At 46.9% G+C, this 14,283-nt stretch carries 10 protein-coding genes and 1 pseudogene; 5 read left to right on the forward strand and 6 right to left on the reverse strand.

From position 1 onward, the window contains the following. Positions 1-34 precede the first annotated feature (34 nt). Positions 35-826 carry an SDR family oxidoreductase gene (locus VDIS_RS00460; RefSeq protein WP_013335231.1) on the forward strand — a complete coding sequence of 264 codons (792 nt, stop codon included), beginning with the start codon at positions 35-37 and terminating at the stop codon, positions 824-826. 36 nt (positions 827-862) lie between these two features. Here VDIS_RS00460 and VDIS_RS00465 read toward each other — a convergent pair whose 3' ends face one another. From VDIS_RS00465 to VDIS_RS00475, 3 genes and pseudogenes are all read right to left on the reverse strand, one after another. Beyond that, positions 863-1,678: a proteasome assembly chaperone family protein gene (locus VDIS_RS00465; RefSeq protein ID WP_013335232.1), complete on the reverse strand. Its 816-nt coding sequence runs from the start codon at positions 1,676-1,678 to the stop codon at positions 863-865. A 24-nt stretch (positions 1,679-1,702) separates the two neighbouring features. Next, positions 1,703-2,653 (reverse strand): annotated as a pseudogene (locus tag VDIS_RS00470) (xanthine dehydrogenase family protein molybdopterin-binding subunit); the annotation flags it as partial. 13 nt (positions 2,654-2,666) lie between these two features. After that, on the reverse strand, positions 2,667-4,211 hold the full coding sequence (locus tag VDIS_RS00475) for a hypothetical protein (RefSeq protein WP_013335233.1): 1,545 nt from the start codon (positions 4,209-4,211) through the stop codon (positions 2,667-2,669). Between the two features lie 328 nt (positions 4,212-4,539). Between VDIS_RS00475 and VDIS_RS00480 the strand changes: the two genes are divergently transcribed. Genes VDIS_RS00480 through VDIS_RS00490 form a run of 3 tightly spaced genes read left to right on the forward strand, consistent with a single transcriptional unit; the run spans position 4,540 to position 7,607 of the window. Further along, complete coding sequence (locus tag VDIS_RS00480; RefSeq protein ID WP_013335234.1) at positions 4,540-5,061, forward strand: gamma carbonic anhydrase family protein; 522 nt, start codon at positions 4,540-4,542, stop codon at positions 5,059-5,061. A 2-nt stretch (positions 5,062-5,063) separates the two neighbouring features. Beyond that, positions 5,064-6,176, forward strand: coding sequence for a glycosyltransferase family 4 protein (locus VDIS_RS00485; protein ID WP_013335235.1), 1,113 nt, complete (start codon positions 5,064-5,066; stop codon positions 6,174-6,176). A 9-nt stretch (positions 6,177-6,185) separates the two neighbouring features. Then, entirely contained in the window at positions 6,186-7,607 is a 1,422-nt protein-coding gene (locus VDIS_RS00490) for a phosphohexomutase domain-containing protein (protein ID WP_013335236.1), read from the forward strand. Positions 7,608-7,618: 11 nt separating this feature from the next. Here the strand turns inward: VDIS_RS00490 and VDIS_RS00495 are convergent, their stop codons facing one another. From VDIS_RS00495 to VDIS_RS00505, 3 genes are all read right to left on the reverse strand, one after another. Next, positions 7,619-8,728, reverse strand: a complete 1,110-nt coding sequence (locus tag VDIS_RS00495) for a M42 family metallopeptidase (protein WP_013335237.1) — start codon at positions 8,726-8,728, stop codon at positions 7,619-7,621. 82 nt (positions 8,729-8,810) lie between these two features. Then, positions 8,811-10,256 (reverse strand): NCS2 family permease, encoded by a 1,446-nt coding sequence (locus tag VDIS_RS00500; protein WP_013335238.1) that lies wholly within the window; start codon positions 10,254-10,256, stop codon positions 8,811-8,813. A gap of 98 nt (positions 10,257-10,354) precedes the next feature. Beyond that, positions 10,355-12,694, reverse strand: a complete 2,340-nt coding sequence (locus VDIS_RS00505) for a M1 family metallopeptidase (protein WP_013335239.1) — start codon at positions 12,692-12,694, stop codon at positions 10,355-10,357. A 178-nt stretch (positions 12,695-12,872) separates the two neighbouring features. Here VDIS_RS00505 and VDIS_RS00510 point away from each other — a divergent pair, with 178 nt between their 5' ends. Beyond that, entirely contained in the window at positions 12,873-14,282 is a 1,410-nt protein-coding gene (locus VDIS_RS00510) for an AAA family ATPase (protein ID WP_013335240.1), read from the forward strand. Position 14,283: the final 1 nt, after the last annotated feature.

The raw sequence follows: 14,283 nt of genomic DNA on the forward strand, positions 1-14,283 counted from the left end.
TGTTGAATAAGGGGTGAATAAAGAGCTAGTTTGTATGGACCTGGGATTAAAGGGTAAGGTCGCGCTTGTGACGGCCTCGAGCAGGGGTATTGGGCTTGGGATAGCCAGGGTACTTGCCCAGGAGGGTGTCAAGGTCGTCATTAGCGCTAGGCGTGAGGACGAACTCGCTAAGGCTAGGGAGACCATTGTTAAGGAGAGTGGTGCTGAGGTGTTGGCTGTTAGGGCTGATTTAACGGTTAAGGATGACGTGGATAAACTCGTAAAGGAGGCCATGAGTACCTTTGGGAATATTGACATCCTCGTTTTTAACGCGGGACCTCCAAAGCCAGGCACGTTTTCGCAGTTAAGTGAGGATGATTGGGAGTACGCAACGAGACTACTACTCCTCAGCGCCGTGTGGCTTACTAAGCGTGTTGTTAATAACATGGTCAGTAGGGGCTGGGGTAGGTTAATCTACGTAACATCACTAACCCTGAGACAACCGATACCAAACCTGGTGCTTTCAAATACCGTCAGGCTTAGCCTAGCTGGTTTGGTTAAGTCATTGGCCGTTGAGTATGGGCCGTATGGGATCACGGCGAATGGGATAATGCAGGGATACATAATGACGGAGAGAATAAACCAGCTGGCGCAGGAGGAGGCGAGGGCGAGGGGCGTCAGCGTTGATGAGGTCATTAAGGCATGGAGTAAGGAGATACCGGCCGGCAGGTATGGGAGACCTGAGGAGATTGGCTACCTAGTTGCGTTCCTTGCGAGTGATAAGGCGGCTTATATAAATGGTTCGATGATATTGATTGACGGTGGCTACGTGAGGTGTGTATTTTAAGGTGAATAAACTATAGGCCATTTTGAATTAAAATAATCAGTAGTATACGGGTAATTCCTCCTTGGGCGGTTTCATATACGCCTCAAGGTTCTTATCCACCAGGAACGCGTACTTACTTGCATGCTCGGCCAACTTATCCGTTGGTATTTCAAAACCAACAATCCTACTTAAGGCCCTTATTAACTTAAGAGCTGCTGTAACGTCGGGTCCATACCTACCAATTGTTTGGTTTAGGATTGCGAGTACGTCCTTATGACTTGATAACTTCCCACTCTCAATTAACCTATTAATCGCCGTTAAGACCTTCGACTCCGCGAGTAGTAATACGCCGTTTATGTTCCTGGAAAGCACGGAGTCGAGGAAAACCGCCTCTATGCCCGTTATTGTAGCCTCATGAAGCGGTATTAAGCCCAGTTGCTTATACTCATCGACATGCCCCTCCTCACTAACGAAATATACGTTATCACTCTCTTGCTCGCCAAGGAGTGATGTTGAGGTTAAGCACACGACTCTACTCACGGCGTTATCCTCAGCCCAATCCAGTATTTTATCTACGAACTGCCTATAGAGTGTCGGTGGAATCGGCACATGCTGCCTAATTACAACAATTGCGTGCTCCCTATCAAAGAACAGCCTATAGGGTAGCTTAGCTGCACCATCGATGACCGTGACGATAGGTACATGGCCCCTAGGCTTTATCGAACCAATCTCCTCCATCTTGAGGGTCTCCACGAGGTACTCAATGGCCACTATGGAGGCCAGTGATGGTTCAGGGCACGCCATGATTAGTGTATTTCGTGGGTCCCGTGGAATGGACTTAATCTTAATGTCGAATGCTGTGGTTGAGGACATACCATGGCTTACTTGATGCTTGATTTAAATACTTTGTGCAAGTAATGCTGGGTCGATGGGCACCCTATCAATCCTGGCCCTACTGCCCCTCCTCCTTAGTATGTCCTCCACGGCGCTGGTCACGGCAGCCGCTGCCACACCAACGGGCACCTCACCAATCCCCTTAACACCCATTGGGGTTACTGGGGATGGTGATGGGACCAGGTGGACCTCAATCTCCGGCATATCCATGGAGTTTGGCAGCCCATAATCACCGAGGCTCAGCGTTAGTAGGTTGCCATCCTCATCATACCTATAAGCCTCATAGAGCGCCAGTGATATTCCTATTGCTGTACCACCCATTACCTGCTCCTTAACGAGCTCCTCATCTATTACGTTACCCGGGTCCAGGTAAACCACGTGCTTTATTGGCCTAAGCCTACCATCCTCATACCTAACAACGGCAATGTCACAGGCAAATGGGTACGCAATATACCTACCGATCTTCGCCTCTGCCGTGTATGTGAAGGTTACCTCCTCATCACCAAGCTCGAGTATGCTAACCCTCCTACCATCACTTGAGTGGAAATACCCCCTCTCATACGTAATGTTACTACCAAGCACCCTAACGGCCTTATTATACAACCTAGCCCTCAACTCCTCAACGGCGCCAAGCACCGCGCCCGCCGTGAATACGGCCATGCGGCTACCACCAGGCCCAAAGGCCTCTGGACTCTCATCACTTGGTAAGTACTCATACGTGACCCAGTCCATGGGCACATCAAGGAGTTGGGACACGAGCTTAACCGCCGCGTGCTCATTACCCTGACCCTCACCACCAAACCCAAGCCCAACGATTATCCTACCATTCTTAATCCTCAACTTAATACCCTCTGTACCCTGCGGTGTTGATGGGTCTGTCGACACTGCAATACCAACACCCGTATTCTCATCCCTCAGGGAGAACAAGTCGTTACGTGACAGGGCAAGTTCAAGATGGAAAACACACTCAAAGAGGGAGGATTTTCAGTCTCGTGGACTCTGAGCAGGGTACTGGGCAGTTCAGAGTTATTATCGCTCTTGCTATCTTTTCTGCCTTCCTTTCGTTGTTCTCACTTATTGCATCCTCATACATTTTTCTCAATGCGCCACAGATTTTAATTAAGAGCTCTGGGCTCCTCTTTGCTTGTCCTTTATTTATATAGATTTCAAATCCTCCACGGGCCTCCCTCAACTTAGCTTCATACCCAGCCCTTCTTAGGGCTTCCTGAATCGCCCTGGCATCCTCAAGCCTTCTACGCCAAGCCCTAAGCTCCACATAACCGGCGTCTCTCACGTTTATGTTCATCCATACGTCATCAATAATCTCAATCATTGACCTACCGTGTGGCTTAACCCTCATACTAGCCAGTGTAATTAAGTTCCTGAGTTTATCCGCATCGGGTAATTGACTAAGGCACTCAACTATTACTTTAACCAACGCATTATTAAGCCACTCCTTGGCAAGCGCAACAGCCTTGGAGCTACGTAGCTCATACCGTTTAGTATTTCTACTACCGTAATTCTTGAAGCCAAGACTTTCCATCATCTCAATAATACCTTTCCATAATTCGTGTTTTGAACCGCCAATTGTGATATCGATAACCTTCTTTTTCCTCTTGATATAGATGTTACCATCCCCGAGAACAGCGAATAATAAGAACGTTAAGAATTCGTCATAGTTAAGCTTGAGGACTTTCTTGGTGATCTTAGCCTTGCTTTTAAACTTAGTCTTATGGCTAATAGCCCTTAATTCCCACTTAACCTTTACATCGCCATTGTTGAGATTCACACCATCTATGGCCAGGCGGACCTTACCTGGGTAAGCCAGCGAGAAAACTATAATTTGCCAAAGATGGTTAGTGTTCATTTTTGGATAGCCATCCTTATCGATCGTACCATCCGTTAAAAGTAAGCCGTACTCTGCTGGCTTTAATAAATTATTGCTAAGTAATCTAGGTGCAACTATGTATATGCCTTTGCGTCCGATTAGCCGTAGCGTTATTGTTATACTACCCGATACAGCGACTCTCTCGATAGCGACAGAAAGATGTCTTGCGCGTAAATTTACAATGAAACTTTTGTTTTTATTTAATGCATCGCCTTTTATAAGAACTGTTACTTCACCCTTCATCAATTTAACTATTAGTTCTTCAAGTTCACTTCGGTACTTGGATAACCATGCCTCTCTTACTTGCTGTGCTAGTTCTCTAATCCCCATACTTAACTCATACATGGTCTTCCTTAGCTCGGCAACACTTCTATCATTACCCGCTTCGATATTCGTCTCGATCTTCTTTAGCCATTCATTTAGTGCACTAATAGTGTGGTCAAATGGTGTTATTAAATTGCTGAGCAGAATAGCTTTGTGCTTCTCAACGCGATTAAGGAATTCGTTTATTAATTTCATTACTTCCTCGGTAGTTCTTGGATCGCCGACTTCCTCGTCACACCTTAACCTCTTCTCGTCCTTGACTTTAATGTCCCAGCAAATCCTCAAGCCATTAAGAGCCATGAAACATCCATAAGATTATTTACCAACTAAATTTAATAAACTACTACCAACCTAATACTGAATTAACTTAAGCATGAGATTGAAAATAACGAAAACTCAAGGGCAGCAAACACAACACCACGTATTAGGCATAAGCCTCATAATGCATGACATTAAAGGTAATGATTATTATTAGCAGGACTTAGTGTTTCGTGAATAACCCCTTACCTTACTCTTTCGTTATTAAGTGAGTATAACCAGAACCTTGGGACACTTAAGGACTGACTTTGCTACTTCCAGTATGATACACACCTTATACTTTAAATAATGCACTTTTAATGATTAGGCTATGCCAATCGTGAGGGTTGGGGATAAGGTACCGAGGATTGGTAGGAACGTCTTCATAGCGAGTACGGCCTACGTAATTGGGGACGTGGTTATTGGGGATAATGTGAGTATCTGGCCTCACGCGGTCATTAGGGGTGATGAGGACAGTATTGTGATTGGGGATAACTCAAATATTCAGGATGGCGCGGTGATACATACGGATGTTGGGTTTCCCGCTAGGATTGGTCGTGGCGTAACAATTGGGCATAGGGCAATTGTTCACGGAGCCACTGTGGAAGATGAGGTGATAATTGGTATGGGCGCCATTGTGCTAAATGGCGCGGTGATTGGTAGTGGGAGTATTGTTGGGGCTGGCGCTGTTGTTACCCAGGGAACTAAGATACCGCCTAACAGCATCGTTGTTGGTGTGCCGGCTAAGGTCGTTAGGCAGGCCACGGATGCCGATAGGGAGTACATTAGGAATAATTACCAGGCCTATCTCAGGCTTGCGAGGATGTACATGGACAATGGAGTTAACCTATAACCATGACATGCATATCATTAATAACCGACGGCATTGATGGCATCACGGGCCCCATACGGGTCGCCTACTTACTTGGCCGTTTCCTCATTGGGCTGGGCGTTGACGTTAATGTGGTTTCTCCATACGTGAGGGAGGATGTGAGGAGGGATTTTGAATACGTTGGTATCAAAGTAAGGGACTTGGGAATTAAGCCCCTGCTCCCTGGCCAGGCTGGGCATCTCTCGATATGGTTAATAAATGGTGTAAAGGGGTTGATTAATTACGGCGATGATTGTTTATCAATCAATCTATCCTTCGAATTACCAATACCATCAACCGTATTCTACGCACAGGGCTACGTGGGTGATCTACTCAGGGATTTAAGCCAGGTATTCCCCATTTACTATAGATTGAGTTATTACATCGCGCTACCGTTGATTAATACAGCTGATTCCACCTACCATAGGGCTCTTTCATTCTCTAAATACGTAATAGCTAACTCGAGATATTCAGCGGAGGCCGTAATGTCGAGGGGCGTTAGGGTTTGGGGCGTGATAAACCCACCCGTGGATACGGAATTATTCAAGCCCGTGCCCAACCCCACACAGGATTATGTATTAACCTACGTGGGTAAGGAAACCCAGTTTGACGTATTGAAGGCCATGGCCAACGCTGGAATTAGGATAGTGGCCTTTGGCTCTAAGGTTCCCTGGATGCCGCGCTGGTTCATTAAGCATCAGAACATTGATTATAGGGGTAGGGTTAGCGATGATGAGTTGGCTAGGTTATACGCCAACGCCAGGTTCACAGTTTTCCCATTCATACATGAACCGTTTGGGTATGTACCTGTTGAGTCCATGGCGTGTGGAACCCCGGTCCTTACCTATGATAAGCAGGGGCCTGGTGAGACGGTCATTAATAATGAGACGGGTTGGTTGGTGAGAGGTCCGGAGGATCTTATTAGGCTGGCGATTAAGTTGTGGTTTAATGGTTATGATGAATCAATGAGGATTAAGGCTAGGGAGAGGGCTATGGCGTTCAGCGTTACTAAGATAATCAATGAATGGCTAGGTATAATTAATAGGTCTATTCATAGTAGGGACGAGGATAAAAATAATAAGGAACTAGAATATTGAGTCAAAGGAATGAGCAGTAAACTCACATTTCACTTCGGAACAGACGGTGTTAGGGGTGTAATTGATGAGGAATTCACGGATTTCCTCGTGGCTGTTCTTGCTGAGTCCACCTTTCGTTATTGGTCGAGTAAATACGGGCTTCATAAGGTCTTCGTTAGCTTTGATGCGAGGAGGAAGTCCAGGGATTTCGCGCACATTGTGGCTAGTGTGGCCGTGAATCACGGCTTGGATGTGGTGATGGTTAACAAGCCAACACCAACACCGACAGCCGCCTGGTTTGGTTCTCGCTTTGGTTTTGACCTCACAATACAGATCACCGCAAGCCACAACCCACCAATATACAACGGCTTCAAGGTAATAACGAACAAAGGATCGCCAGCCCAGGAGGAGGACACAGACGAGATAGAGAGGCTTTATAGTAATGAGTATGAGGATATCAACAGGTCAGTCAAAACACTTGAATTAAGGCCGATACCGACGGTGGACCCAGCCCCTGAGTACATTAACTATGTTTATGAGAGTGTGATCAAGATGTTTAAGCCCAGGAGTAGGTTTAAGATCATTATTGACCCCATATACGCAACATCAATAGGCTATACAAGCGAGGTTTTGCGGAGACTCGGCATGGAGGTTACGGAGATACATAATAATTACGACCCAAGCTTTGGAGGTAGGGATCCAAACCCAGAGCCGCAGAACATACCCGAGCTTATCCAGGAGGTTACGGCTGGTAAGTACGACATTGGCATCTCGCATGATGGTGACTCTGACAGGATAGCCCTCGTTGATAGGGTTCACGGGTACTTAAGTGCCAATGATATTCTGCCGATAGTCGTTGAGAGGTTGGCATCGGCATCAATGATTAAGAGGGGTATTGTTAGGACGGTATCCACGACGCACATATTAGATAACATAGCTGCTAAGTATGGGTTTAAGGTCGTTGAGGTTCCCGTGGGTGTTAAGTACGTGGCCAGGGCAATACTGAGTGGTGAGGCTGACATGGGTGGTGAGGAGAGTGGGGGCCTTGTTTATTCATGGCATATACCCGATAAGGACGGTATATACACGGCATCCTTAATAGTAGCCATGGCGTCCGAGTACGGAGGCCTAACGAACTTAATAAGTGATGTCAGGAGTAAGTATGGCAGGGCCTACTTCAAGAGGGTTGACCTTGATATGAGGAATTCGAAAAAGTTCGTAAGTGATAACAGGGAGACACTCCTCAAAATGCTGAGTTCACTGGGTCCAAGCCCAAGGCCCATAACCATTGATGGTGTTAAGGTTGTCTTTGGTGATGGTTCCTGGATCCTAATCAGGGGTAGCGGCACAGAGCCTAAGCTGAGGATATACAGCGAGGCCCTGAGCATGGGTAGGGTTGAGGAGTTAATAAATAATGCAATAGACATTGTTAATAAATTATTAAGGCAGTAAACGGTTTAGGACTAGGTCGACTTAACCTTGATCATCTTCTCCCTTAGGCTTTGAACTAACTTCTCATCAGCCCTAGCCAGCGCCTCGGCCAGTAACCTGGATGCGTTGAGCGCATCATTAATGCTCAGCAACTCCACGGGGCTATGAACATACCTAGTGGGTATTGATATCGTGGTCGCCGGTATGCCATCCCTCCTAAAGGCGATCCCCAGGGCATCCGTCGTACCGCCAATCAACACCTCCAGTTGATATGGTATCTTCAAATCCTCGGCAACAGACACAAGGAAGTTCGTTAATGCCGGATGGGCAATGAACACATTGCCCCTACCACCATCCATAACCTTAATCGCTGGTCCCTTACCAACCCTAGTCACGAACTCACGCTCATTGACGCCAGGCACGTCGGCCGCAATCGTAGTATCAAGGGCAATCGCGAAGTCCGGGTAGACCCTATCAGCAGCGATCTGAGCACCCCTAAGACCAACCTCCTCCTGAACCGTGGCCACGAAGTACACGGTAACCTCACTGCCTCTTAACTGCCTCGCAGCCCACAACATCACGGCCACACCAACCCTATCATCAAACGCCTTACCCGTGACAATACCCCCGTTAAGTACCTCGAAATCCCTATCGAGGACAGCCACGGAACCAACCCTAACACCCAGTTTCCTAACCTCATCATCGCTTGACGCTCCAATGTCTATGAATAGGTCCTTGAGTTCAGGGGCCTCCCTCTCCTTGCCAGGTGGTGTAACGTGAGGCGGCCTACTACCGATGACGCCCTTGATCTTCTTACCGTCAACAGTCTTAATAATGACTCTCTGCCCAACCAACGTCACTTCATTCCAACCACCAATTGCCCTGAATCGTAAGAACCCATTCTTATCAATATTATCGATTAATAGCCCAATCTCATCAATGTGCGCAGCAACCATGGCCTTCAAGTCCCTCCTACTCCCGTACCGAACCCCAATCACATTACCCCACTTATCAACCATTAAATCATCGACGTAAGGCTCCAACTCCTTAATAACCAGGTCCCTAACCTCATCCTCAAAACCCGAAGGCCCAAAGGCCTCACTCAACCTCCTGAGTAGGTCTATAAACTCCTGCGAGCTCATCAATGAATTAGGGCTCCACGGTCTTTAAAGCATATCCTCATTAGGGGTTAGGTAAGTTACAATTTTATTAAGCAGCGGTTCATCATGGGTTAAGCATTGGGACCATTGCAACGAAGTAGAGGATAAATATCAACGTTATTATTAATGTCGTAACTGAGATCTCGCGGAATTTGCCAGTAACGAGCTTGGTCAGTGTATATGTTATGAAGGCTAGGCCGATGCCCGTGGCTATGCTGTAAGTAAGTGGTATGCTTATCATAGCCACAAAGGCCGGTATCGCCTCGGTTAGGTCGTTAAAGTTTATCCTTGGTATTAACGACACAAACATCAAACCCACCAGTATTAGTACTGGCGCCGTTGCGCAGTCGGGTATCATAACCACTATGGGCCCTAGCGGTAGGAACGCGAGGAATAATAACCCAGTCACGAGCGACGTTAACCCAGTCCTCCCACCACTCTCTATTCCGGATGCCGATTCCACGTAAATGACCGTTGTCGTGGTGCCAGCCAATGCGCCAATAATAGTGCCAATGGCGTCCGCATACAACGCCCTCCCTATATTAATGGGCCTACCACTGTCATCAACCAGGCCGGCCCTGTTGGATAAGCCCACTATTGTGCCTATACCATCAAAGAACTCGATCATCCACAGTGAGAAGGCCACGGGAAAGGCTAGACTTACAAGCCTAAACCACCACTCAATGTTGTTGGGGAAGTTGGGTATTATTGACGTGGTGAACATTGGTGGCTGAACTAGAGTTGATGGAGGCTTAACCAAGCCAAGCCCAAGGCTTACCAGGGTTATCGTGACTATAGTTATCAGGAATGCGCCAGGCACCCTTCTAATGTAGAGGTATATCGCGAGTATGAGACCCACAAAGGCGAGTATTGATGATGGTGTTACAAAGGCCCTCGTATTGAAGGTAACAGGCGTACCGCTACCCGGTATTACGAAACCGCCCAGTGAGAGCCCTATGAACGTTATGAATAATCCGATACCAACGCTGATACCAATGGATAAGTTGGGCGATATTGACTTAACGATCCTCTCCCTAATCCCTGACCATGCAGTGAATAGGAATATTAAGCCATCAATGAACACGGCAGTTATCGCGGTCATCAATGCTATCACAGCCGCCTGAGGACCGACAATGCCCATGCCGAGTAGCACCGTTGTGAAGGCTGGGATCACGGAATACGCAATGAAGGAGTTCTCACCCATACCAGGGGCCATCGCGAAGGGTAATCTCGCGTAGAACGCCATGAATAGTGTTCCAAGGGAGGCCGCGATTGCCGTGCCTGCCGCAACGCCTAGTTTTACTGTGTAAACCAACGCCTGGTACTGCGCACTTAATGTGTTCGTACCCAGCACATGCATTAGGGCTAGTTCAAACCCATCACCAACTATCGTTGGGTTCACGAATAATATGTACGCCATTGTTAGAAACGTAGTCAACCCGGCTAAAACTTCCCTCCTGGGATTGACGTTAGTAACCGTTGGTGGTATTAACCAATTGATTAATGACACGTTGAATGACGCTATTATCCAATCTTAAAAGCATTATTTCTAACATGAAGTATGATACATAATTTAGGCATTAATTACCTGGTTTTGATAAACACTGATTAAATACTATGAAGTAGGCGTGAATATACCCTCATAAGCTCAAGACCAGCCTTAACCCCCATCTCAATACCCTGTATATTCAACCCCAATAGAAACCTCTCCACCTCATCCTCCTGACCAAGGCCTATGAATGGTATTGAGTACGTAAATACCCTAGACAATACGCCGGGGTCCCCATAGGCCTCTATGAAGCGTTTATAATTATTCATTAGCCACCCTAAGTTTATGTCACGTACATACGGGTTCCTGGAGCCAACCGTGAAGAATTGAAGATCCTGCCTCTTAACCTCACCTGACATCAGGAAGTCCAGGGACTTCCTATACTCATCCCTATCGGTAACGCTCAGCATGGCAGCCAACACCCTATTCCTATCCTCATCGGACACTAACGTCCTGTAAAGCCCCCTAAGGGTCTCGAAGGGTCTCTCACCAACCACCGCGTAGGCGTTGACGACGGCCTGCCTCATGACGGGGCTCAGGCCCTGGTAATCCCTAATTAAACCGGCTATTGACATTGCGTAATCCTCATCAACCAATGCACGGCGGGAAAGCACCAACTCCCTAACATCATCCATTCCCGAGACACCCTCAAGCAATGTGCTCTGGGCCCTCAGGTACTCCGTGAATACCTCCTTAACGGCCGAGGGCTTTATCGAGTATAAGGTACCCAGTTGGGTTATTACAGTTGTCGTAATTAGGTAATTAACTATGTCGCTCACGGACCTAACCAGGCTCAGGTACTCACTTAGGCTAATGGAGCCCTGAAGCAGGTGGGCATAGGCATCATTTATCACACTCCACCTCTCGAAGTGATTAGACGCATTGCTCAATGCCCTGGACCAATCAGTGTACCTAACCCTGTAATAACCACTACCATTAACATTCAGGAACAGGGATGCTGACGACACGCTGAGCGTTAATGTATCGTGCTCCATGAGTACGGTATTCACCGCACCATTAAACCTATAAACAATGGGTATGGGCCAGGTATCTGCGGTATTACCACTGAGTATGAACCTTGACTGCCTAAGCGTAATGCCCTTGCCTGGCTCCTCAACGACTATGACCGGGTGCCCTGGCTTATCAACCCAGGCCTTCATGACCTTGGTCACTGGCTTACCACTAACCTCCTCAATACTACTCCACAGGTCATCCTCGGTGGCGTTTGAGTATGCGTACTTCCTGAGGTAATTACTAAGGCCCTTCCTGAACTCCTCCTCGCCAACGTAGTTCTCAAGCATCCTAAGGAGTGAGGCGCCCTTGCCATAGCTAATATCATCAAATATCTCAAAGGCCTCCTCCTCACTACTAATGGGTACGTGGACGGGGTGCGTACTTACCAATGAGTCCCTGAGCATGGAGCCGACCGTCTCGTCAGCCAGGAACCTATACCAAACACCCCACCCTGGGAAGAGCCTATCCATGGCCTTATAACTCATGAATGTGGCGAAGGACTCATTAAGCCAGAGGTCATCCCACCAACGCATCGTGACCAAGTTACCAAACCATTGATGGGCAATCTCATGGGCAACAACCTCGGCAACCCTCCTCCTAGTCAACTCAGTACTACCCCTACCCACCAGCAGTGCGGTCTCCCTGAACGTAATGGCGCCCCAATTCTCCATAGCCCCAGCCGCAAACTCAGGAACGTGAATCAAATGAAGCTTGGGCAGTGGGTACGGTATCCCGAAGTAACCACTGTAGAATTCAAGCACGCCCTTAGCAACATCAAGCGCAAACCTACCATCCTCAACCCTATCCTTAAGTGGCGTGGCGAAGATTACGTCAACATTACCAACCCTATCCCTGGACTCAAAGAACCTACCAATGCCCAGGTAGAGGAGGTATGTGGATATCCTGGGGGTCTCCGCAAACTCAAAGACCTTCCAGGGACCATCCCAGTAAACCCTAACAGGCGGCGTGTTGAATATCACGTCGTAATCACCATCAACCAAGACCCGAACCCTAAACCTAGCCTTAGCAGCAGGGTTATCAACACAGGGTATGAAGTACCTAGCGCCCGTGGGCTCGAACTGCGTCGTTATCATGTAGCCGTCCCTATACGGAGCCCTATAAATACCCAACAACCTATCACCAACCCTACCATTAAACAAAACCCTAACAACACCACTAATGGGACCCCGAACCCTCAAAACCCTACCATCGTAGGAATAATCAACAGGCCTACCATCAACCTCAACAGACCTAATACCAAGATCAACAGCATTAAGCAATAAATCACCCACAGAACTAACATGAACATCCACAACACCCTCATACGTCAAATCCCCAAACCTAAACCTAAGCTCAACCACGTACAACTCAACACCAAGCGACACATGGCTAACAAAGTATACACATTATTAAATATAATGCCAGCCAGGTCAAAAATACGGAGAACAAACGGGCCTATTGGCGCAGTTAATACCAATGCTTCCAGAGGCGTCTCTATCTTGTCGTCTTTCATCATACTAAAAGCATATATCTACAAAATGTAATAATGGCTTAAGAAGAACAATGAGTAAAGAGCAGGTAAACGTCGAGTTATACGTAAGGGACTTCTCGGTATTCGAAGAGACGAGATTAATGCTGAAGCCACTCACCATATTGATAGGTAGGAATAGCGTGGGGAAGAGCCATTTATTATACCTAATTTGGCTACTAATGAGGCTTGAACCAAACGTACCAGCCTTAGTCGAGGTTGATGAAAACCTGCGCAAAATGATAATGGGCCTAAAGGAGGCGGTATTCAAGGGTGAGGATGAGTTACGTAAGGCAATAATCAGTATTATTAGGGAAATAATTCGGGGATACTCATATTTCCTAACCGAATCCTTCAAGAAAACCTTTGGGGTAGGATCGGTAGAGCTTTCGAGAAATAAGCAGATGAAGATATTGGTGCAGGGAAGCGATAAATGCAAAATTGAATTTAAGCTTTTAGAGAATAAGATTGAGACGAGTTACATTGAATGTGAAGATCTATTTAACAATATTAACGTAGGGAGATTAGAGAAATTGGGTTTAAAAGAACTAGAAATGGAAAATAATAGGTTTATTGTTCTTTGGTCAGAGTCAGAAAGTTGTAGGTTTGCAGCGGGCGTACGTCTTGATACAAATAACATTATGTTTAATTATATTTCCTTAAATTCAATAGTAAAATATACTGTAAGTGCTTGTTTTGAACCATGGTTTTTAGGTGATGATTATGTTGACTTTTTTGTTGATGGTAGGGCGGGGCTTATTAGATCGATTATGAAACCTCAGGTAAAGATTGAGGGTCTTCTTGAGCCCGATGAGGTATTTAGGTATAAGTACTTTAAGATGATGGAGGGTGCATATGGGGGTATTAAGGGTATTGAGTTGATTAGGGATTTCCTCAATGAGCTTGGTGTTAGGGATATTAAGGTGGAGTTTGAGAGGGGCTTATATGTGCCCTATGTGGTCACGTGGAATGGTTACGTAATACCGCTTGATATAGCGCCTTCTGGGGTTAGGGAATCACTTTTGCCAGTATTATCCTTAATTAATGGTGAGAGTAGGGTTGTGATTATTGAAGAGCCGGAGGCTCATCTTCATCCCAGGGCTATTACCAGGTTGGCTAGGGTTATTGCCAGGGCGGTTAACAGGGGTAAGTGGGTAATACTATCGACTCACAGTGATTACCTGCTCTACGGGTTGAGCAACCTTATTGAGGCTAGTGGACTCAGTGATGAGGAACTGAAGAGGCGTGGGTTGGACAGGAGCGATGTGTTAAGCCCGGATAAGGTTGCCGTGTACCTGGTCAAGGCTGAGCCGGAGAAGAGCGCCTCGGTTCTTGAGAGGATTCCCGTGAGCATTGATGGTATTGAGGAGGAGGAATTCAGTAAGGTGGCCACGGAGCTGGCTGAGGAATCCTCACTCATCAGAAGTATGAAGGCGAGGAGTTAAC

The sequence above is a fragment of the Vulcanisaeta distributa DSM 14429 genome (assembly GCF_000148385.1).
In the GTDB taxonomy this organism is placed as follows: Archaea; Thermoproteota; Thermoprotei; order Thermoproteales; family Thermocladiaceae; genus Vulcanisaeta; species Vulcanisaeta distributa.

What these genes read in the sequence shown, in the direction of transcription:
- VDIS_RS00495 (WP_013335237.1), bottom strand. Translation starts at nt 8,728, where the DNA reads ATGAGCTCGCAGGAGTTTATAGACCTACTCAGGAGGTTGAGTGAGGCC.
- VDIS_RS00490 (WP_013335236.1), top strand. Translation starts at nt 6,186, where the DNA reads ATGAGCAGTAAACTCACATTTCACTTCGGAACAGACGGTGTTAGGGGT.
- VDIS_RS00475 (WP_013335233.1), bottom strand. Translation starts at nt 4,211, where the DNA reads ATGGCTCTTAATGGCTTGAGGATTTGCTGGGACATTAAAGTCAAGGAC.
- VDIS_RS00465 (WP_013335232.1), bottom strand. Translation starts at nt 1,678, where the DNA reads ATGTCCTCAACCACAGCATTCGACATTAAGATTAAGTCCATTCCACGG.
- VDIS_RS00480 (WP_013335234.1), top strand. Translation starts at nt 4,540, where the DNA reads ATGCCAATCGTGAGGGTTGGGGATAAGGTACCGAGGATTGGTAGGAAC.
- VDIS_RS00510 (WP_013335240.1), top strand. Translation starts at nt 12,873, where the DNA reads ATGAGTAAAGAGCAGGTAAACGTCGAGTTATACGTAAGGGACTTCTCG.
- VDIS_RS00485 (WP_013335235.1), top strand. Translation starts at nt 5,064, where the DNA reads ATGACATGCATATCATTAATAACCGACGGCATTGATGGCATCACGGGC.
- VDIS_RS00460 (WP_013335231.1), top strand. Translation starts at nt 35, where the DNA reads ATGGACCTGGGATTAAAGGGTAAGGTCGCGCTTGTGACGGCCTCGAGC.